23 protein-coding genes and 2 tRNA genes are annotated in these 17,043 nt (G+C 52.9%); 10 read left to right on the top strand and 15 right to left on the bottom strand.

Translation table 11 applies throughout. The features are described 5' to 3' along the window. The first annotated feature begins 127 nt into the window (after positions 1-127). The 4 genes from ACXJJA_RS01820 to ACXJJA_RS01805 all read left to right on the top strand — a co-directional run bounded on the left by ACXJJA_RS01820 (position 128) and on the right by ACXJJA_RS01805 (position 2,565). The gene (locus tag ACXJJA_RS01820) at positions 128-301 is read left to right on the top strand and encodes a zinc ribbon domain-containing protein (RefSeq protein ID WP_456486521.1); all 174 of its coding nucleotides are present in this window, start codon (positions 128-130) and stop codon (positions 299-301) included. Between the two features lie 218 nt (positions 302-519). Beyond that, positions 520-729, top strand: a complete 210-nt coding sequence (locus tag ACXJJA_RS01815) for a hypothetical protein (RefSeq protein WP_456486520.1) — start codon at positions 520-522, stop codon at positions 727-729. Between the two features lies 1 nt (position 730). Further along, on the top strand, positions 731-2,125 hold the full coding sequence (locus tag ACXJJA_RS01810; protein ID WP_456486519.1) for a TiaS agmantine-binding domain-containing protein: 1,395 nt from the start codon (positions 731-733) through the stop codon (positions 2,123-2,125). A 50-nt stretch (positions 2,126-2,175) separates the two neighbouring features. Next, positions 2,176-2,565, top strand: coding sequence for a hypothetical protein (locus ACXJJA_RS01805; protein ID WP_456486518.1), 390 nt, complete (start codon positions 2,176-2,178; stop codon positions 2,563-2,565). Here the strand turns inward: ACXJJA_RS01805 and ACXJJA_RS01800 are convergent. From ACXJJA_RS01800 to ACXJJA_RS01780, 5 genes are read right to left on the bottom strand one after another with little or no spacing between them, the layout of a single operon-like run. Further along, entirely contained in the window at positions 2,562-3,608 is a 1,047-nt protein-coding gene (locus ACXJJA_RS01800; RefSeq protein ID WP_456486517.1) for an ATP-binding protein, read from the bottom strand. The genes ACXJJA_RS01805 and ACXJJA_RS01800 overlap by 4 nt on opposite strands. 9 nt (positions 3,609-3,617) lie before the next feature. Next, a complete protein-coding gene (locus tag ACXJJA_RS01795; RefSeq protein ID WP_456486516.1) occupies positions 3,618-4,022 on the bottom strand; it encodes an anti-sigma regulatory factor in 405 nt (134 codons plus the stop codon). A 5-nt stretch (positions 4,023-4,027) separates the two neighbouring features. Next, a complete protein-coding gene (locus ACXJJA_RS01790; protein ID WP_456486515.1) occupies positions 4,028-4,420 on the bottom strand; it encodes an STAS domain-containing protein in 393 nt (130 codons plus the stop codon). Next, complete coding sequence (locus tag ACXJJA_RS01785) at positions 4,417-5,646, bottom strand: PAS domain S-box protein (RefSeq protein WP_456486514.1); 1,230 nt, start codon at positions 5,644-5,646, stop codon at positions 4,417-4,419. Before ACXJJA_RS01785 ends, ACXJJA_RS01790 begins: the two co-directional genes overlap by 4 nt. 31 nt (positions 5,647-5,677) lie before the next feature. Beyond that, a complete protein-coding gene (locus ACXJJA_RS01780; RefSeq protein ID WP_456486513.1) occupies positions 5,678-6,298 on the bottom strand; it encodes a response regulator in 621 nt (206 codons plus the stop codon). 215 nt (positions 6,299-6,513) lie between these two features. Here ACXJJA_RS01780 and ACXJJA_RS01775 point away from each other — a divergent pair, with 215 nt between their 5' ends. From ACXJJA_RS01775 to ACXJJA_RS01760, 4 genes are all read left to right on the top strand, one after another. Further along, a complete protein-coding gene (locus tag ACXJJA_RS01775) occupies positions 6,514-7,515 on the top strand; it encodes a phosphate signaling complex PhoU family protein (protein WP_456486512.1) in 1,002 nt (333 codons plus the stop codon). Between the two features lie 4 nt (positions 7,516-7,519). After that, complete coding sequence (locus ACXJJA_RS01770) at positions 7,520-8,524, top strand: LLM class flavin-dependent oxidoreductase (RefSeq protein ID WP_456486511.1); 1,005 nt, start codon at positions 7,520-7,522, stop codon at positions 8,522-8,524. 77 nt (positions 8,525-8,601) lie between these two features. Next, complete coding sequence (locus ACXJJA_RS01765; RefSeq protein WP_456486510.1) at positions 8,602-9,744, top strand: pyridoxal phosphate-dependent aminotransferase; 1,143 nt, start codon at positions 8,602-8,604, stop codon at positions 9,742-9,744. Positions 9,745-9,817: 73 nt separating this feature from the next. Continuing rightward, positions 9,818-9,976 (top strand): SDH family Clp fold serine proteinase, encoded by a 159-nt coding sequence (locus tag ACXJJA_RS01760; protein WP_456486523.1) that lies wholly within the window; start codon positions 9,818-9,820, stop codon positions 9,974-9,976. 173 nt (positions 9,977-10,149) lie between these two features. On the opposite strand, the gene ACXJJA_RS01755 is transcribed toward ACXJJA_RS01760, so the two are convergent. Then, positions 10,150-10,326 (bottom strand): hypothetical protein, encoded by a 177-nt coding sequence (locus tag ACXJJA_RS01755; protein WP_456486509.1) that lies wholly within the window; start codon positions 10,324-10,326, stop codon positions 10,150-10,152. A gap of 66 nt (positions 10,327-10,392) precedes the next feature. Here ACXJJA_RS01755 and ACXJJA_RS01750 point away from each other — a divergent pair, with 66 nt between their 5' ends. Beyond that, positions 10,393-10,617 (top strand): hypothetical protein, encoded by a 225-nt coding sequence (locus tag ACXJJA_RS01750; RefSeq protein WP_456486508.1) that lies wholly within the window; start codon positions 10,393-10,395, stop codon positions 10,615-10,617. Positions 10,618-10,626: 9 nt separating this feature from the next. Here ACXJJA_RS01750 and ACXJJA_RS01745 read toward each other — a convergent pair whose 3' ends face one another. The 4 genes from ACXJJA_RS01745 to ACXJJA_RS01730 all read right to left on the bottom strand — a co-directional run bounded on the left by ACXJJA_RS01745 (position 10,627) and on the right by ACXJJA_RS01730 (position 13,744). Next, entirely contained in the window at positions 10,627-10,869 is a 243-nt protein-coding gene (locus tag ACXJJA_RS01745; RefSeq protein ID WP_456486507.1) for a hypothetical protein, read from the bottom strand. A gap of 296 nt (positions 10,870-11,165) precedes the next feature. Continuing rightward, positions 11,166-11,250 (bottom strand) — tRNA-Leu (locus ACXJJA_RS01740). Between the two features lie 23 nt (positions 11,251-11,273). Further along, a complete protein-coding gene (gene purF / locus ACXJJA_RS01735; RefSeq protein WP_456486506.1) occupies positions 11,274-12,692 on the bottom strand; it encodes an amidophosphoribosyltransferase in 1,419 nt (472 codons plus the stop codon). Beyond that, positions 12,689-13,744, bottom strand: a complete 1,056-nt coding sequence (locus ACXJJA_RS01730) for a histone deacetylase family protein (RefSeq protein ID WP_456486505.1) — start codon at positions 13,742-13,744, stop codon at positions 12,689-12,691. The genes purF and ACXJJA_RS01730 overlap by 4 nt, the downstream gene beginning before the upstream one ends. 287 nt (positions 13,745-14,031) lie before the next feature. Here ACXJJA_RS01730 and ACXJJA_RS01725 point away from each other — a divergent pair, with 287 nt between their 5' ends. Then, positions 14,032-14,328 carry a 50S ribosomal protein L21e gene (locus tag ACXJJA_RS01725; RefSeq protein WP_456486504.1) on the top strand — a complete coding sequence of 99 codons (297 nt, stop codon included), beginning with the start codon at positions 14,032-14,034 and terminating at the stop codon, positions 14,326-14,328. Positions 14,329-14,479: 151 nt separating this feature from the next. Here ACXJJA_RS01725 and ACXJJA_RS01720 read toward each other — a convergent pair whose 3' ends face one another. The 5 genes from ACXJJA_RS01720 to ACXJJA_RS01700 all read right to left on the bottom strand — a co-directional run bounded on the left by ACXJJA_RS01720 (position 14,480) and on the right by ACXJJA_RS01700 (position 17,040). Continuing rightward, a complete protein-coding gene (locus ACXJJA_RS01720; protein WP_456486503.1) occupies positions 14,480-14,968 on the bottom strand; it encodes a tetratricopeptide repeat protein in 489 nt (162 codons plus the stop codon). Between the two features lie 40 nt (positions 14,969-15,008). Then, positions 15,009-15,114 (bottom strand) — tRNA-Glu (locus tag ACXJJA_RS01715). Position 15,115: 1 nt separating this feature from the next. Then, positions 15,116-15,481 carry a 50S ribosomal protein P1 gene (gene rpl12p, locus ACXJJA_RS01710; protein WP_456486522.1) on the bottom strand — a complete coding sequence of 122 codons (366 nt, stop codon included), beginning with the start codon at positions 15,479-15,481 and terminating at the stop codon, positions 15,116-15,118. Between the two features lie 5 nt (positions 15,482-15,486). Beyond that, positions 15,487-16,404 (bottom strand): 50S ribosomal protein L10, encoded by a 918-nt coding sequence (locus ACXJJA_RS01705; RefSeq protein WP_456486502.1) that lies wholly within the window; start codon positions 16,402-16,404, stop codon positions 15,487-15,489. 9 nt (positions 16,405-16,413) lie between these two features. Then, complete coding sequence (locus ACXJJA_RS01700) at positions 16,414-17,040, bottom strand: 50S ribosomal protein L1 (RefSeq protein WP_456486501.1); 627 nt, start codon at positions 17,038-17,040, stop codon at positions 16,414-16,416. Between the last annotated feature and the right edge of the window lie 3 nt (positions 17,041-17,043).

Genomic DNA, 17,043 nt, shown 5'->3' with positions numbered 1-17,043 from the left:
GATAGTATAAACAAGGAAGTGGCGGATTTCGTCAGGAAATGCTGGGAGATGGGAGTGGCGGAGATGGTATGCGGCGGCGACCTGCGAGGAATAAAAATGATGCAAAGTTCAACCCGAAGGCAAATGCATGATTCATAACTTCTGGTCTCCCGGCTATCTATATAAGCGGATAAGCGAGAAGGCGGAAGAATACGGAATAAGAACGAGAAGGGCGGATGAAAGGGGCGGCACAAGCAGCGAATGTCCACGCTGCGGCGGCTCAAAACACGTAACAAAGAGCGGCAGACTGTTAAATGCATGAAATGTGGGCTGGAAGCCCATAGAGATGCAGTAGGTTGTATAAATATAGGGCTCGCTCAGGGGGAGAGACTCCCTGCGGGAGTCGTTAACAGGGCGGTGGCTCGCCCTCTGCTCTCCGAAGCAGGAACCTCCGCCCTTTAGGGCGTGAGGATGTCAGGTCCGACCGCCACTTATGTAACGTAAGCTAATCCTTAAAACCCGGACGACAAACAAAGAAATATGACGAAATTCTGCCCGAAGTGTGGCTCCGCAGAGCTGAATTACCTACCGTGGCTCGGCGAGATTTACGTATGTCGCAACTGCGGCTATCAAGGTGCGCTCGTCATCGAGGATGGCGAACTGGCGAGGGAAATAAGGGAGAAGCATTTTGAGGTAACTGAGGAGGATACTAAAGCAGAGCTTAAGGGGTCTCAAAGACGGAAGGGCTGATATGCTACCGCAAGAGCAAGAGCAAGAGTTATGCCCTGAGCGGCAGAATCCTTGCCACGACTACGCCCTTAGCCGTAACGACGACATGCCTGTGCTCCTTATCGGAATAGATGACACTGACTCCAAATATGGCATGTGTACCACTTACATCGCTGTGCTTCTCGTCAAAACCTTAAGCAAATATGGCAAAGTCGCTCTGCCAATCCTTATGCGGCTGAACCCCACCATTCCTTACAAAACTCGTGGGAACGGCGCCGTCGCTCTTATCGTCTCAACCGAAAAAGAAAAAGAAGTCAAGGAACTCGTGCTTCAGACCGTCGCTGAAAATGCGGAGCTTAAAGCTGAAGGCACGGAGCCGGGTGCTGTTTTCGTGCGCTGTCACGAGCTTCGGAGCTATGCTGAGCGGCGTCTCGCTCGCTTCTCAGCAGCGGCGGTGCGGCACGTCCTCAGCGTCGAAAACGCCGAAAAGACATTAGCGAAACTACCTGCGGAATGCTCAGCTTTCAAAAAGAGGGGAAGAGGGCTCATTGGAGCGCTGGCGGCGACTGGCTTCTTTTTTCTCGGATGCTGCGGCGACGAGCGACTCCTCGACAAAACCTACGAGCTTATCGCATATCGGCACGAAGAGCGGTGGGGCACGCCTCGTGATATTGACGATGCTTCCGTGTTTCTGGCGGACCGCCTCACCTACCCCCTGACGTGGGACACCGTAGACCAATCGCTCCGCCGCGTAATCTGTGCACCCCACTCCCCTTGCCCCATCCTCTTTGGCATACGCGGTGACGATGTCGCCGCAATCCGCAAAGCATACGAAGTCATACGCTCTGAGCCCGTCAAAATGGCTCAGCTCTTCGTCACGAACCAAGGGACAGATGCCCATCTCATAGAGGCTAAAATCAGCGACGTCGAAAACTATCACTCTTACATTCTGAAAGGTGTCGTCAGCCGCAACCCCATTGTGACAAAGGGGGGACACGTCTTCTTCTCCCTCTCCGACTTTGATGGCACTGCCGCCATAGACTGCGCCGCCTACGAGCCTACTAAGGGCTTCAGGAGCGTCGTGAGGAAGCTGCGGGTCGGTGACGTCATTGCCGCTTACGGCAGCGTTAAAAACTACACGCTCAACCTCGAAAAAATAGAGGTCCTCAAACTAAAAACACACGTCGTCAAGAAAAACCCGAAATGCGACATCTGCGGCAGGACCATGGAATCTGCGGGTATGAATAAAGGGTATAGGTGTGTCGCTTGCAAAACGTATGCGGCGTCGCCGATGCTCGCCGTGGAGCGTCGTGACATAGACGAAGGGTTTTACGAGGTGACGCCGAGCGCCCGCAGACACCTCTCTAAACCCCTCATTCGGTTTCCCTCTAAAATCAAAGTTCATCCGAGTAGGTAATCCTTTAAATTCTTAAAAGAACATTTTAAGCAATGGCTAAAGAGTCAGGGGTGTTGGTTGGAGAAATCAAAAAGGAGACGGAAAAGGCAATTCTCGTGGAAATAGAAGAGCAGTGGGGCGAAAAAAAATCAATATGGTTTGGGAAAGCCGTCGTGCACAAAGAGGATGACACGATGGTCATTCCTGAATGGGCGACGAGGGGCAAGCTCGAAAAACCCCGCCCGATACGTCTGATAAAGGTTGAGGAGTTTGAGGAGGTGAAGGAGGAGTTCGTGCCGGGCGTAGAAGCGGAGGCGGGCTTCGACGAAGTCGCAGAGCTTATGAAGCGGTGCATAAACGACGCCAAAGCGCTTCTAAGAAACGTTCCTGAGAGCAAGGTCGGCGCCGTCGTGGAGATAGCTATGACGCTTTTCTCAGCACGCATGAAAAAAAGAAGTTAGCTCGCATTGGCTGGCTCTGAATCTTTTTGATCCGTGGCTGAATGTTGCAACTTGGGGATGGTCATATAGAAGATGCTGCCGCCGCCGTCAGCGTCCTCGACCCAAATACGTCCGCCGTGCATTTCGATGGCGGTCTTTGCGATTGCGAGACCGAGTCCGCTGCCTTTTATCCCTCTCTTGTCGTTCCTGACGAACCTCTCGAAAATTGCTTCTTTTACGTTGTCAGGGATGCCCTCGCCGAAGTCTCTGACTCCTATTTTCCAGAAGGCACCTTCATCCTTTATTTCGACCATGACCTTAGAGTCTGGCGGTCCGTATTTAATAGCGTTGTCTATGACGTTTGAAAATACACTCTTCAGGAAATCGGTGGCGAGGACCTTATAAGCGGCGTTCCCATTCTTCATGTGTATTTCCATGCCCTTCTTCGACGCTTTCTCCTTGAAGTCTTCTATGACCTCAGAGAGAATCTCCTTAACATCTTTTTCCTTGAATTCTTCCTGCGGCACGCCCTGTCTCAGCTTCGAATACATACGAGCGTCGCTTATCAGCTCGCTCATCTTCTTCGCCGCCTTCTTTATCTTCCGCGCAAACTCCCTTATCTGTTCGTCCTCAGCCCTCGCCTCAATCAGCTCACTGTAACCGAGCACCGACGTCAGCGGGTTCTTCAAATCATGACTTATTATGCTTATGAAAAGTTCTTGGAGACGGTTCGCCTCCTGCAGCTTCTCTGAAAACTCACGAGCCATGTCGTAGAGGTTTTTATGCATTTCCACGTATTCCCGGTAAGCGATGGCATACCCCATCATCAGCTCAAGCAGAACCTCAAACCCAGCATTATACGCATTTACCGCCTTCTTTGGCGGAAGTCCGTTAACTATATCGTTAAAAACTTCAAGATGCATCTCTAAAATCCTATCAGGGTCTATTCTTGCCTCTTGGAACTTCTTAGATAATATTGAAACTTTATACAACGCATTTTCATCCCTACTCTGAAGATAGCCTTTTAATATTTCTGCATATTCCTTTTTAAGCTCTTCTGCCATGTTTCCCTCCTATTTAGGGAGCCATTTCCTTACTCTTATCGTAGTCCCTTGCCCCGGCGCCGATTCCATTTCAAATTCGTCCATCAGACGCTTAGCACCGCCGAGCCCTACGCCGAGACTCCCCTTCGTCGAATATCCATCGCTCAGCGCAAGCTTGATGTCGGAAATCCCAGGACCGTTGTCAATAGCAAGAATTTCAATGCCCCACGTCTCCCCCTTTAAAATCTCTCTCACGAGTATTACGCCCTCGCCTGCGTGCATGACGATATTCCTCGCAAGCTCGGAAACGGCAGTAGCAATTCTCGTCTGGTCCACGAGCCCAAAACCCATATCCTTTGCGATTGCCCGCACCACGGACCTCGCAACCACGATGTCGTATTCGCTTTTTACCTGCACAACCTTCTCATCTTCCATTAACTTCACCCATCACTCCCGTCCGCTTCATCCACACACCTCCTAAGCAACGAAAGCGCACTTTCAAGGTCCAGTGCTGTTTTTATACCCCCGAGCTCCATCCCGAACTCCACGAGCGTAATCGCAATCTCAGGTCGCAGGCCCACGAGCACGGTTTTCACGCCCATGAGCCCTGCCATCTTCGCAATTTCCACGAGTATCCTCGTTATGAACGAATCAACGACGTCTATGGCGGTGATGTCCACGATTAGCCCTTTAGCTTTCGTCTTTTCAATTTTCTGCAGTAAATCTTGTTGAAACTTTACCGCCAGCTTATCATGTAGCGGTATTTGGATGGATGCCACCAAAAAGTCCCCTATCTTCAAAATAGGTATCTGCTCATAATCTATTTCTTTCATCCTTCCGCCACCTTCACGCCACGCCGCCGCAACACGTATTTTAAGCCGTCTTGCAAATCACGCTTCGTGACGAACACTCCCATGTCGAGCCCAAGATGTATCATGGTCTGAGCGACCTCCGGCTTTATTCCGGTAATGATGCACTCCGCACCGAGTAACGCCGTCGCATGCACAGTTTTCATAAGATGGTTCGCAACCTCTGTATCTATGGAGGCAACGCCTGTGACATCTAAAATTACGAACTCGGACTGCGTCTCTACAATTCTGTTGAGGAGCGTTTCCATGATTCTCATCGCACGGTCGCTGTCCACGACGCCAATGATAGGCAATGCCAGAACGCCGTCCCAGACTTGGATGACAGGCGTCGAAAGCTCCTCTTGCGCCGCTTTCAGCTTTTCGATGGTTTCTTGAAGCTGTCTTTCAAGCTTTTTTTTCTCTGTTATGTCCTGCCCGACAAGGAGTGCGCCTCGGATGCTCCCATCCGCCCGCCGTAAAGGGGCACCGTATGCGAGCATCGGAATTATCCTCCTACTCCGCTTCGTCATCGCAGAAGCCTCTGCGAATGTTATTTTGCCGGATAAGGCGTCTTCCATGACTTTCCTCACCGTTTCCTTGACGTCTTCGGAGTGTCGCCACCAGTGCGCCTCTACAAAACTTTTCCCCAAAAGTTCCTCCTTGGGAAGCCCTTCTACGTTCGAAACGGCATCATTTATGAACTCTATTTTGCCGTTTTCGTCCACGACGACCACGAACGTCTGGAGGTTGTTCAGCACGTCCGCATAAAACCCTTGCATCGCCTTCGCATCCTTTAAAGCATCATCGTAAAATTCCACCCTTTCGGCTTCTTCCTCCATGGCTCTCAAGCTCGTAATGTCTGTAAAGCACTCCACACAGCCAATCACATTGCCATCGTCGTCCTTTAACATCTCAAAGCTCTTTCTTAGCACCTTAATGCCGTCCTCGGTTGATATCTCCACCTCTTCTTCCCTTCCAGAGCCACCGTTAAGCAGTGCGCAACGCTCCATACATTGCAGCGAAAGTTCGAGGAAAGGGCACTGCTTTCCGAGAACGTCCTCGGCGGCGAGCCCGGTGATGCGTTCAGCCGCTCTGTTCCAGAACACCACATTGCGATTCTTGTCCACTGCGAAAATCCCATGCGGCGCTACGTTGAGCACTCTCTTATAAAATCCAAATCCAGAGGATTCGATATCCAACTCTACGACCATTTTTTAACCTCCCCACACGCCGCATACGCCCCTAGGCGAGTTCCCCCCCCCCCCCAAGTGCACAGCGCTCTAATTCCCGAACTCTCGTCTCGTAAATTTTGACGAGCCGCTCCTCGCTCGCAATGACGTATTTGAACGACGGACTTGAGGAATGTAGTTGTTTCAGCGTGTTTATTAGGCTTTTGTGCAAATTGCGTGCCTTCACGAGCCGCTCGTATTCCTCGGCAGCATTCTCGCCCAAGACTTTCTTTATCTCCTCCTTTTTCGCTCGTGTTTCGTTTATCGATTTGAGCAGCTCCTCTACTTTCTTCAGGAGGCTCTCCCTTGTGAAGGGCTTCACGATATAATCCACGAGCCCTTCGATTTCCTCACGCCGTAGTGTTTCTGTGGTGAGCGGGACGGCGGTGAGCATTGCTACTGGAACGTCCTTCAAGCGTTCGTCCTTTCTGATCTGGCGGAGCGTCTCCCAGCCGTCCATGCTGGGCATCATGATGTCAAGGAGGATGAGGTCGGGCTTGTGGCGTTCGAGCTTTTCCAAGCACTCCTTGCCACTTGACGCTGTTATAACGTCATAGCCCTCAGCTTCAAGAATTAACCGAATTAACTGGACAACCTCGTCTTCATCGTCCACCGTCATTACTAACGTGCTCAAGCTCGCACCTCCATGCAGAGAGATATTACCAATCACCTCATATAAAATATACCATATAATAAATCAAAATTTCAAATATTTGGAAAATATATGTGAAAGTCTGCAAAAATATTTGTAGAACGTATGCATTTGTTGTTTTTTGTAGAGGAGTGCCGCAAAGCATCTCTACATAGTAAATGTACCTATATATATTTCTTTAGTGGCAATATACAACCATGAGAGAGGAGAGGCGGCGGGTGCAGCTTACCGGGGGCTCAACTCTGATAGTTTCGTTGCCGATAAAGTGGGCGCGAGCCGCCGGTATAAAGCCCGGCGACGAGCTTAAGCTCATTCAAAAGGACGCCAACTCCCTCATCATCGCCGTGGATAAGAAACGAGGCGGCAACGTCGCCGAATTGCGGCTATCTCCGGAGGAGAGTCTTGAGGACAACTTCCGGTATCTCATTGCTTACTACTTGGTGGGGTATGAAGGGATAAAGCTGCGTTCTGAGAGCGGTTTCGACGCCGAGGAGCGGCGCTGGATAAAGGATGAGGTGAGAAAAAGGCTGGTAGGCATGGAGGTCGTCGAGGAAGCTTCAAACGAAATCTGCTTGCAGAGCTTCCTGAAATATAAGGATTTCACCCTCCAAGACTCCATAAGGAGCATGGCTAAGATAATAAAGTCGATGCACGAGGACGCTCTGCTCTCCCTGGAGCGGGGCGATGAAAACCTCGCACGAGATGTCATAGAACGTGATAACGAAATAGACCGTTTTTACTTGCTCACAGTCCGTCAACTGAAAGCGTCCGTCGAGAACCCCATGCTCGCCGCCAGCATGGGGCTCAGCAGCATGCGGGACGCTCTCGGTTACCGACTTATTGTAAAAAGCATGGAACGCGTCGCTGACCACATCGAAAAGATAGCAAGGCACTCTCTTGAGATGGAAGGGCGGGTTGAGAAGTTGGGGGAAATAAAAGAAGTTGGAGCGCTCGCAATTGACGTCTTCATGAAGTCGTTGGAAGCGTTGTCGGAACGGAACATGCGGAAAGCCAACGATGTGATAAGGGCGGTGAGCGGGATTGCAAATATGGTAGAGGGCGTGGCTGAGCAGGTATTAAAGGGGCAGGGGAGCGAAGTCCAGAAAATTCACCTCTGGGCAGTTCTGGAGAGCTTGAGGAGAATTGCTGAATATAGTGCGGACATTTCGGAAATAACTATAAATTTGGGAATAAAGTAGTCTCATGGGCAAAAAACTGCAATTCGGCGGCGTGATTATTAACGGCTCGGTGGAGCACGCCGTCGCTTTGGAAAAAGCAGGCTTCGACGCCGTCTGGGTTTATGACCACTTGCAGCATTGGTCCGACCGAGATGGTGTCAGGAACCCAGAGCTCTGCCCGATGTCGCTGGCGATTCTACCGCTCGTCCTTGAAAAAGTGCAATGTCCCGTCGGCACGTCGGTGCTCTGTCCACTTTTCCGGTATCACCCCGCAGTCATCGCTCAGTATTTTGCTCAACTCGATTATCTGTTCCCAAACAAGCTGCTGCTCGGAATTGGCACCGGCGAGGCGATGTGCGAGGCGCCGCTGCTTGGCGGGAAGTTCCCACCCTACAGGGAGAGAGCAGCACGCCTCGTCGAAGCTGTGGACATTATGAGGCGGCTTTGGAGTAGCAATGAATACATCGAATATAAAGGACAATATTACGAGATAACCACGCTCAAGCTGTTTTTGAAGCCGAGAGGCAAGATTCCAATAATAGTGTCGGCGATAGGGAGGCAGTCCGCGAGAATGGCGGGCGCAGTCGGCGACGGCCTAATAACCATGAGCTCTGCAGAGAAAGTGCGTAATGAGATCCTGCCAGAGTTCGAGCGAGCAGCCCGTGCTGCTGGCAAGAGTCCGGAGGAAATGCCGAAGATTGCATGGGTGTTAGGGGGAGTCGTGGAGCTTTCCGAACGGGTGCTGAAGGCAATGCGGCGGGCGGCGCCGTGGGCTAACGAGATTGTCTTTGCGGAGATGGACCCGAGGAAGATAGATAAGCTTGCAGAAGAAATTTCGAAAGAGAGTCTATTCCGTGTGAACTTGTTGGCGGAGGACGTTGACGGGCTGATAGAACGCATCGAGGAGTATGTGCGGGCGGGCGTGAATCACATAGCGTTCTACGACGTCACGAACATCGTCAGGGGAAAGCCGCTCGAAGTGCCGGCGATGTGGCGTGAGCAGATACTGCCATATTTCCAGAAGTTATGATGGGCTGAAGCGGCGACGGACGCAGCCGTATACGTTAAGGCTTAGGGACACATCGGCAGCAGGCGGAGGAGCCGCATATGCGTCCGAGAAATGAACTTCGCAGCGTTAAAATCTGTGAGCATGGGGGTGGCAGCCAAGAGCTTTTACGCAAAGGTGTGCTGGACTTCAGCGCAAATTTGAACCCTTACGGACCGCCGAGCTTCGTCCTCGACGCCATAAGGGAAGCGGCGTCCGACGTCCGCTTCTATCCAGACAGCGATGCCACTGAGCTTAAACTGCGAATCGCAGAACGTCTAGACCGCGACGCCGCTCAAATCCTCGTGGCGGCGGGCGTTTCCCAGATAATTCTGCTTGTTGCGCTCACCTTCCTTCAGCCGCAGCGGCGTGCCTTGTTCGTCGCGCATACTTACGGCGAATACGAAACCGCAGCGAAGCTCGTGGGCGCTGCTGTCAAAAAGGTGGAAATGCCCTCTCTTAGGATAAACGCCGAGACGCTCGCCTCAGAAATTCGGGGCGGCGACGTAGTCTTCCTCTGCAACCCAAACAACCCAACGGGACAGTATTTGCGGGAGGATGAGGTTGCATTGCTTCTGGAGGCGGCGGTGCGTAAGGATGCGCTCCTCGTGCTCGACGAGGCGTATGTGGATTTTGTGGATGACGTCTTCGACGCTTTAAGACTGGCGGAGGAGCTCCGGGGGCGGGACGCCGTAGAGCACTTGTTGGTACTGCGGTCGTTCACGAAGGCGTTTACGGTGCCTGGGTTGCGTGTTGGCTACGCCGTCGGCTCCGCTCGTAATATTTCGGCGTTGCGGCTCATAATGCCTCCGTGGAGCGTTGGAACGCTTGCGCAGAGGGTTGGTTGCGTGCTGATGAGCGACGCAGCTGTTGAATTCCTGAAGTGGTCGAGAACGAAGATTTTTGAGGCGAAAAAGAGGTTTGAGGAGAAAATTCGCTCGAAGCTTGGCGTCACGCTTGCAACGGATGCGAACTTTTACCTGCTGCACGTCGGCGATTGCAGCGGCGGAAGTGCGACGGCTGTCAAGGGGAAATTGCGTGAGCAGGGCGTTCTCGTGCGAGATTGCACATCCTTCGGGCTGCCGTCGCACATTCGCTTCTCGGTGAGGAGAGAAGAGGAAAATGAAGCGTTAATTGCGGCGTTGTCTTCGGTTTTGGGTGATTGCCCGGGTTGGCGGCGGGCGAGCAGCGTCCGCAAATCGTAGGGCGGAAGACTTTTTAACCCTGGAGAAGAAAGCTCTCCGAGCATGACGGAACGTGGCGAGCCAGCCTTAAAATATCTCTTGGACGGTTCTCCTCGTGGTGACGTTCATGCTGCAGTTTGAGAAGAAAATGCTTGACGCTGCGAGGATGCGCCTCATAAAGCAAATCGAGAAGAAAAAGAATTCGAGAGTCATCTGCATGATTCGCAGGCAGGAATCCACATGGCGCCCTTGAGGTTTCCGTTTTTCAGATGCATAGGCTCCAAGGCAAGGTGCTGCGAGCGATAAATGACACCTGCGGACAATGCCCATTGACTTCATAATCCACACCCAGCGGACCTGCGACGGAGCAAATAGCGATCACGCCGAGGAGGCACAAGGCGCCCGTTCGTGTGCTCGTGCCGCGCATTACGCCATGCCTGGAAAAATGCCGTTTTGGGCGATCCTGTGGACCCGTAACTCCGAAAATACCTCGCAGCCTCCATCCTCAAGGCAATAGAGCAGAAAGACGTCAACGAGGTAGACGAGGAGATGCCTACCTCCACCGACATCTCGAAAAAGCTTTGGAGTAATCGAAGACTTCATGTTCTCGCTGCTAAAGAGCAAAATGGATGAAAAAGGCTAAAAGTGTTGCAAAAATTCTGACATGGCATGTGGACGATGATTATCCTCTACCGTCGAACAGCTCAAAAATTTGGGTTGAACATCAGTATGGAAATGTCGTGCAAAAAGGTTTACGGACTTGATGAGCTTGTATCCGTGGAGGCAACGATGCGAAGACCGAGCGTCCAATATGTGCCAACACCGTATGGGACAAGAAGAAAAGTAAGTTTTTTCTTTAGAAAAGCCGTCGTAGAGACCCCCACGTCGTCGTAAGAAAGGAAATCACGCTTGCTTCCTATGGCGGAAATTCTCAAGAAGGGGCAAAGCGAGCTTCTTGAGCTCCTCAAAGCATTCTTCATGGAGGCGGGCGCTCACGTGGTAAGGTAGTCGCACCAGCACGTAATGTTCGTCCCTTTCTATCGTATGAGGGCAAAGCCAGCACTCGCACCGATGGTGCGCAACACGCCTCTTCAGCGGTAGCAGCGACCTGTTTGGCGAGAGCCGCCGAGAGCGATACGTCCACACATTTCTTAATCGGCAGCTCTAAGAAAAAAAAGTTTGCAAATTATGGCGGGGGAATACTATAACGCTAAAATAATTTGTTGTGCTCGAAGTTGAGAAGGGGCGCTCTGCAAGGGATGCTGAGGAGAACATAAAAAGTATGGCTCACCAAAGCCCCCAACAGGATACATGAAGAGCTAACGATAGAGACAAATCAAAGCAAATTCAGGAGACTGTTAGAGGATTTAATTACGAGATGCAGAAAGATTAAGTTCCTGAATGACTGGTCGGAACCTCTTGTTCTTTCAGCTCTCTGGTGATGCGGGGGGAGGGATTTGAACCCTCGAACCCCTACGGGACGGGACCCTGAATCCCGCGCCTTTGGCCTGACTCGGCAACCCCCGCCCAACTTGTCTTGTAGCTTCGACTTAAAACTGACTTAACGTGAGTTGTCTTAAAATGCACACCTCGCCAGGGATTTCAATGGGATAGCGTCCTGTGAGGCAGCCCAAACACAAGCTGCGGGCGGGCAGCCCTATGGCGGCGACAAGCCCCTCAAGGCTTAAGTAGCCGAGGGTATCCGCTTCTATGAGCCTGCATATCTCGTCGACATCATGATTTGCGGCGATCAGCTCCTCCCTTGTGGACATATCGATGCCCATGTAGCACGGCGCTATTATAGGCGGGCTGCCAACTCTGAAGTGCACTTCCCGGGCGCCTCCACGCCGAATGTAGTTAGCGATTTTTCTTGAAGTCGTCCCACGGACGATGCTGTCGTCAACGACTATCACACGCTTGTCCTCGACGTTCCGTCGGACGACGTTCAGCTTCAGTCGCACCGCAACGTCTCGCATTCGCTGCTCCGGCATGATGAACGTGCGTCCCACGTAACGATTCTTAATGAACCCCTCCATGTAGGGGATGTTAGAGTGCCGAGCGTAGCCGATAGCGAACGTCACGCCCGAATCTGGGACTGGCGTCACGATGTCCGCTTCAGCAGGATGCTCCTCCGCCAGCCGCTTTCCGATTTTGAGCCGCACGTCATAGACAAGCCGCCCGTCAAGCACAGAATCCGCCCTTGCAAAGTATATGTATTCGAAGACGCAGTGCGCCGTGTTGCTCGCTTTATAAAGACGATGCCTTTCCAGAAGCTCCCCATCTTTAAATATCACGACCTCGCCAGGAGGCACGTCTTGAAGGAAGCGTCCGCCGAGGACGTCAATGGCGGCGGTTTCTGAGGCGACGACGTAGCCGTTGTTGAACTCGCCAATGCAAAGGGGTCTGAAGCCCAACGGGTCACGCACAGCCACAAGAGCGTCATTAACGAGCATAACAAAGGAGTAGGAGCCTCGAAGCCTTAGCATTAGCTCCTTTATCGCCGTCAGCAAGTCGTGCCGCATAAGTTCCTTCACGAGGAGCTGAGCGATGACTTCAGAGTCGGAGTCCGTATGGAAAACACGACCCTCTCGCTCAAGCTCACGCCGCAGTTCCTGCGTGTTCACGAGGTTTCCGTTATGGGCAATTGCGATGCTCCCGCCTCTGAAGTCGAGAACGAGCGGCTGCGCATTTTCTATTCTCGACGCTCCCGTCGTCGAGTAGCGAACGTGTCCTATGCCATTATTGCCACGCAGCAACTCGAGCTTCCTCTCGTCGAAGACCTCGTAAACTAGCCCCATCCCCCTCAAAACGTTAATCTCGCCATTTTCACAGACTGCAATGCCCGCAGACTCCTGCCCCCGATGCTGCAACGCATAAAGCCCATAATAGATGGGCAAGGAAGAGTTGCCTCCGCTAAGCGATACGCCTACAATCCCGCAGCACTCCCGCAGCTCCTCCGCTCCAATCATAACCCCCAATACTCTCCTTGTACTCTTTTTATCTCTGCGACTCTATTTTTGACTGCCGCTTTAGCCTCCATTTTTGAAATTCCGCAATCGCACTCAAAGTCACCGAGCAGTGACGCCAGCACGCACCACACGGATTCCGTAAGTCCGCTCAGCGAGTAGCCGCCTTCAAGCGCTAGGACCATTCCACTGCCGCTCGCAATCTCCTTTATGATTTCAGTGAGGACGCCGAATGTCTCTGAGGAGACTCGCATGCCCGCCAGCGGGTCCGTCTCGTGTGGGTCGAAGCCTGCGGAGATGAGCACGAACTCCGGGCGGAACTCCACTGCTATCGGCTTCAGCACCTCTTGAAACACGTAAACGTATTCGGCATCGCCGCAACCTGCGGGCAGTGGGACATTGACCGTGAAGCCACGTCCGTCACCGCTTCCCGTCTCGTCGAACCAGCCCGTGCCTGGATAATAAGGATACTGATGCGTTGAGAAGTAAAGGACGCTAGCGTCGTCGTAGAATGCGCTTTGCGTGCCGTTGCCGTGGTGGACATCCCAGTCCACGATTAAAATCCGCTTAAGCCCTCGCCGCTTCAAGTGTTCGGCGGCGAGCGCCACGTTGTTGAACAGACAAAAGCCCATGCCTTTGTTTCGTTCAGCGTGATGCCCCGGCGGTCTCACAGCGGCGAACACGCTTTCCAAATTGCCATTAAAAACTTCATCAACCGCCTTCAGGACGCCGCCAGCAGCGAGCAGCGCAACCTCGTAAGACGCTGCCGAAACAGGCGTGTCCGGGTCGAGCATCCCGCCCCCCCGCTCGCACACGTTCCGCACGCTCTCGATATACGAACGCTCGTGAACGTATTCCACCTGCTCTAAGGATGCGGGTTCCGGAGAAATCTTGATGAGCCGTTCTAATACGCCTGAACTTTCCAATTTTTCGATTATTGCAATCAGGCGAGCCGCTCTTTCGGGATGATGGGCGCCAGTGTCATGTTTTAAGAAATCAGGATGGTAAACGAGCCCCGTGCGTCTTTTATCGGCGTCAGAAAGCCCTCCGCTCATCACCCACAGGTCGTCCCGAACATTTTTAATACTTGCGGAAACTCCCTTTTAGGCAGCGGTAATTCATCGGTCCTTAATTCAGCCAATCGAACTCGTCGGCAGCGCTCTCACCGTCGCAACGGTCGATGGCGAGGCTTAGTTACTTACTTCGCTCGCCCCGCCTTACGGCGGTGGCGTTCCGTCTCGACGTATAAATAGTCTTGCCCACCCGGTTGACGGCTGAAGACGCGGGAGTCAACAACACTTTCTTAAAAAAAGATGTCGGATGATGAGTAAAGGGGGAAAGAATGCCGCACTCTCATGGCGTGAGAAGGAAGACGAGGAAGAAGTTACGGAAGAGCGTCCGGGAGCGAGGGTTGTCTCGGATAAGCAAGGCGATTCAGAAGTTCGAAGTGGGGCAGAAGGTTCACATCGTTATAGATTCGAGCGTGCACAAAGGCATGCCGCACAAACGCTTCCACGGACGCACCGGCACCATTAAAGGTAGGCGGGGTCGCGCATACATCGTGGAGGTCAGGGATGGTAACAAGCTGAAACTGCTTTTCGTCCGCCCTGAGCACTTGACGCCACAGAAGCTTGCGTAGGGGCGTATTGCTTCGACGCTGGAGCCCGGCACGCTTGGCAGCGGTGAAGTAGCACAGCGATGACAAGGTGTTGCCCAGCATCAAAAACAAGCAACACGAGGGAAAATAATCGCCGCCGTGGCGGCTACCGACGGTCAACACATCATTCCTGCTAATAGCCAAGCAGCCGTCGCAGCTCCCTTGCCTCCTCGTTCTCGGGGTCAATCTTTAAAATCTCGGCAAGCTCGCTCTTCGCAGCAGCGACATCGCCACGCTCGAGCAGTGCGATCGCCAAGTTGTAACGAGCTTCCACGTATCTTGGATTTTTCTGGATTGCCTTTTTGAACTCCTCAATGACGGCATCGAACTCGCATACGCCATCATCATACAATTTTCGCAACGCAACACCCTTCCTGACGTGCGCCTCGAAGTAACTCTCATCAAGCCTCAAAGCCTCATCGAACTCTTCCAAAGCCTCTCTCGGCTTCCCGGCAGCGAGAAGACACACCCCTAAATAATAATGAGCTTCTGCGTAGTCCGCATAAAGCTCTAACGCCGCCCGGAGCTCTGAAATTGCGGCGTTCAGCTCGCCACGCTGCGCAAGCCCTAATGCCCTCTCTAAATGCGACGCAGCCTTGAGACGCAGCTCACTAACTTCCATTCAATAGCCCCTTAAAACTATCTGCTTTATGAACAAAAAGTGCTCCGGCCGGGATTTGAACCCGGGTCGCCGGCTGTCTTCAGGCTTCTGAGAATGCAGAAGCCCACGAAAGGCCGGAATGATTGGCCGGGCTACACCACCGGAGCACTATCCGAAAAGGGCGGCGAGCCCTTCCAGCCCTGACTTCTCCTCTTCTTCCTCCTTCTCCTCCTTTTTTTCCTCCTTTGGCGTCTCTGCTGCTGCCGCTGCGGGTGCTTCCGCCGCTGCGGGTGCTTCCGCCGCTGCGGGTGCTGCTGCGGGCGCTACGGCGGGCGCCGCCGTCACGGCAACCGGGACTGCTGCGCCTTTGGAAATCGCCTCCTCGATGTCGATGCCGTCGAGGGCTGCAACGAGCGTTTTCACCCTCGCAGCGTCCACCTCGATGCCAGCAGCCTTGAGCACGTTCGTCAGGTTCTCCTCGTTTATCTCCTTACCTGCGTTGTGCAGCAGCAATGCCGCATATATATACTCCAAGCGCTTCACCTCCCCTCAACTATCTTAGCTAACGCCTGCGAATATAAATATGCTCTTGCGAGAATAAAAGGCATCGCCTCCTTCTCGTATGTGCAGGCTTCCACTGCGAGGCTTAACGCACGGTGGCATGCGTCCTGTAGCAGGACTTCTATTGTCTCTTTTGTCGGGTAGCGAGCTTCGACGGCGAGAGCGTATGCCGCTCTTGCAGCGTCGGTGAGGAATAGCGGCGCGGTGTAGCTCGTCGGGTAGTCGTCACGGATGGCAAACAGCAGTGAATACGCATTCCCGACGGCGCCGGCGAGGTCTGCAAAGTATTTCTCCTCGTCAATCCGCAGGAGGTCTGGCGTGTAGGTCACTCCATCCTCGTCGCATGCCGCCCGCAAGTCCAACCCCACCTTCACCGGGTAAATCTCTAGCCTTTTTAGTATCTCGGCAATCTTTGGCGGGACTCTTTCTCCTTCCTTCACCACGACCGTCGTCTCTTTTACTACGATTTTTCCCCCCTCGATAGTTGCAGGGATGCCAACGTTTTGCAACTCGCCAACTATGGGACCTGGCTTGAAGGGAGTCGGTCCTTTCTCGACGACGATGTCGCACGGCGCCACGGCGCCCGCCTTTATCGGTGCCGGCGTTTTCCCCTCCTCAAGAATCTTGTAAAGCTTGAAGGCGTCAAGGTTTGTGAAAATCAGTGCAGTCTGGTCTTGCACGTAAGGAATAAGTCCCTCGTGCTTGCTGCCCGCCAATGCCCTCGTAATCAACGAGTTCTTGGCAACCTTTATTGTTATCTTGTCCTTAAGGTCCCGTCTTATTTGTTGCAGTTGCCGTGCGCTTATTTCCCGTATTCCTGCGACGCCCACGGTCTTATGCGCCTCTACCCGCCCCTTCAGCTTCGCTACCTCTTCTTTTTTCCACTCTTTTACCATCGCTCTCCCCTATTGCACTCTTACCGCGTGTCCCATCGTCGTCTTCACATAGACCGCCGCGATATTATTCCAGCCCCCCTCCAGGGCGGATGCCACCCTTTTCACGATGACTGCGGCGTTCTCCGCAATCTGCGACGGCGGCATGTTCTTGTTCCCGATTTTCACGTGCAGCGTCAGCGCCCTCGTTCTCACTCGAACGGTCTTCTCAAGTCTTGATATTATTTGAGAGATGTCAGCGTTCGGCGGGACCGGCGTCGGCATCTTGCCCCTCGGTCCGAGAATCGTGCCAAGCGTCCTGCCTATCTGCGGCATGAGCGTTGGCTCAGCGATGAAAAAATCAAAATTCTTCGCGAGCTCTCTCGCCTTCTTCTTGTCGATATCCTTCAACTCCTCAGGCGTTATTACCTCCAGCCCGGCTTGTTTCGCACGAAACGCAAGCTCGCCGCTCGCAAACACCAATATTTTCGGCTCTCTGAACTTGTGCGGCACGACGACGTCGAGATTTATCCTATTCTTTGGCTGATTCATATCCACGTCTCGCAACGCTATCGTCAAGTCCACGCTCTCTAAAAAGTTTCTCTGCTTCGACCTCAGCGCCTCTTTGACCGCCTCTTCCAAACCGCCCTCATCTATCATTGC

It is taken from the genome of Candidatus Alkanophaga liquidiphilum (assembly GCF_053996935.1).
This window is presented reverse-complemented; position numbering and strand designations above follow the sequence as displayed.

Coding starts and splice junctions, on each gene's coding strand:
- ACXJJA_RS01820 (WP_456486521.1), top strand. CDS start 128: ATGATTCATAACTTCTGGTCTCCCGGCTATCTATATAAGCGGATAAGC.
- ACXJJA_RS01815 (WP_456486520.1), top strand. CDS start 520: ATGACGAAATTCTGCCCGAAGTGTGGCTCCGCAGAGCTGAATTACCTA.
- ACXJJA_RS01810 (WP_456486519.1), top strand. CDS start 731: ATGCTACCGCAAGAGCAAGAGCAAGAGTTATGCCCTGAGCGGCAGAAT.
- ACXJJA_RS01800 (WP_456486517.1), bottom strand. CDS start 3,608: ATGGCAGAAGAGCTTAAAAAGGAATATGCAGAAATATTAAAAGGCTAT.
- ACXJJA_RS01795 (WP_456486516.1), bottom strand. CDS start 4,022: ATGGAAGATGAGAAGGTTGTGCAGGTAAAAAGCGAATACGACATCGTG.
- ACXJJA_RS01790 (WP_456486515.1), bottom strand. CDS start 4,420: ATGAAAGAAATAGATTATGAGCAGATACCTATTTTGAAGATAGGGGAC.
- ACXJJA_RS01785 (WP_456486514.1), bottom strand. CDS start 5,646: ATGGTCGTAGAGTTGGATATCGAATCCTCTGGATTTGGATTTTATAAG.
- ACXJJA_RS01775 (WP_456486512.1), top strand. CDS start 6,514: ATGAGAGAGGAGAGGCGGCGGGTGCAGCTTACCGGGGGCTCAACTCTG.
- ACXJJA_RS01770 (WP_456486511.1), top strand. CDS start 7,520: ATGGGCAAAAAACTGCAATTCGGCGGCGTGATTATTAACGGCTCGGTG.
- ACXJJA_RS01765 (WP_456486510.1), top strand. CDS start 8,602: ATGCGTCCGAGAAATGAACTTCGCAGCGTTAAAATCTGTGAGCATGGG.
- ACXJJA_RS01755 (WP_456486509.1), bottom strand. CDS start 10,326: ATGAAGTCTTCGATTACTCCAAAGCTTTTTCGAGATGTCGGTGGAGGT.
- ACXJJA_RS01750 (WP_456486508.1), top strand. CDS start 10,393: ATGTGGACGATGATTATCCTCTACCGTCGAACAGCTCAAAAATTTGGG.
- purF (WP_456486506.1), bottom strand. CDS start 12,692: ATGATTGGAGCGGAGGAGCTGCGGGAGTGCTGCGGGATTGTAGGCGTA.
- ACXJJA_RS01730 (WP_456486505.1), bottom strand. CDS start 13,744: ATGAGCGGAGGGCTTTCTGACGCCGATAAAAGACGCACGGGGCTCGTT.
- ACXJJA_RS01725 (WP_456486504.1), top strand. CDS start 14,032: ATGCCGCACTCTCATGGCGTGAGAAGGAAGACGAGGAAGAAGTTACGG.
- ACXJJA_RS01720 (WP_456486503.1), bottom strand. CDS start 14,968: ATGGAAGTTAGTGAGCTGCGTCTCAAGGCTGCGTCGCATTTAGAGAGG.
- ACXJJA_RS01705 (WP_456486502.1), bottom strand. CDS start 16,404: ATGGTAAAAGAGTGGAAAAAAGAAGAGGTAGCGAAGCTGAAGGGGCGG.
- ACXJJA_RS01700 (WP_456486501.1), bottom strand. CDS start 17,040: ATGATAGATGAGGGCGGTTTGGAAGAGGCGGTCAAAGAGGCGCTGAGG.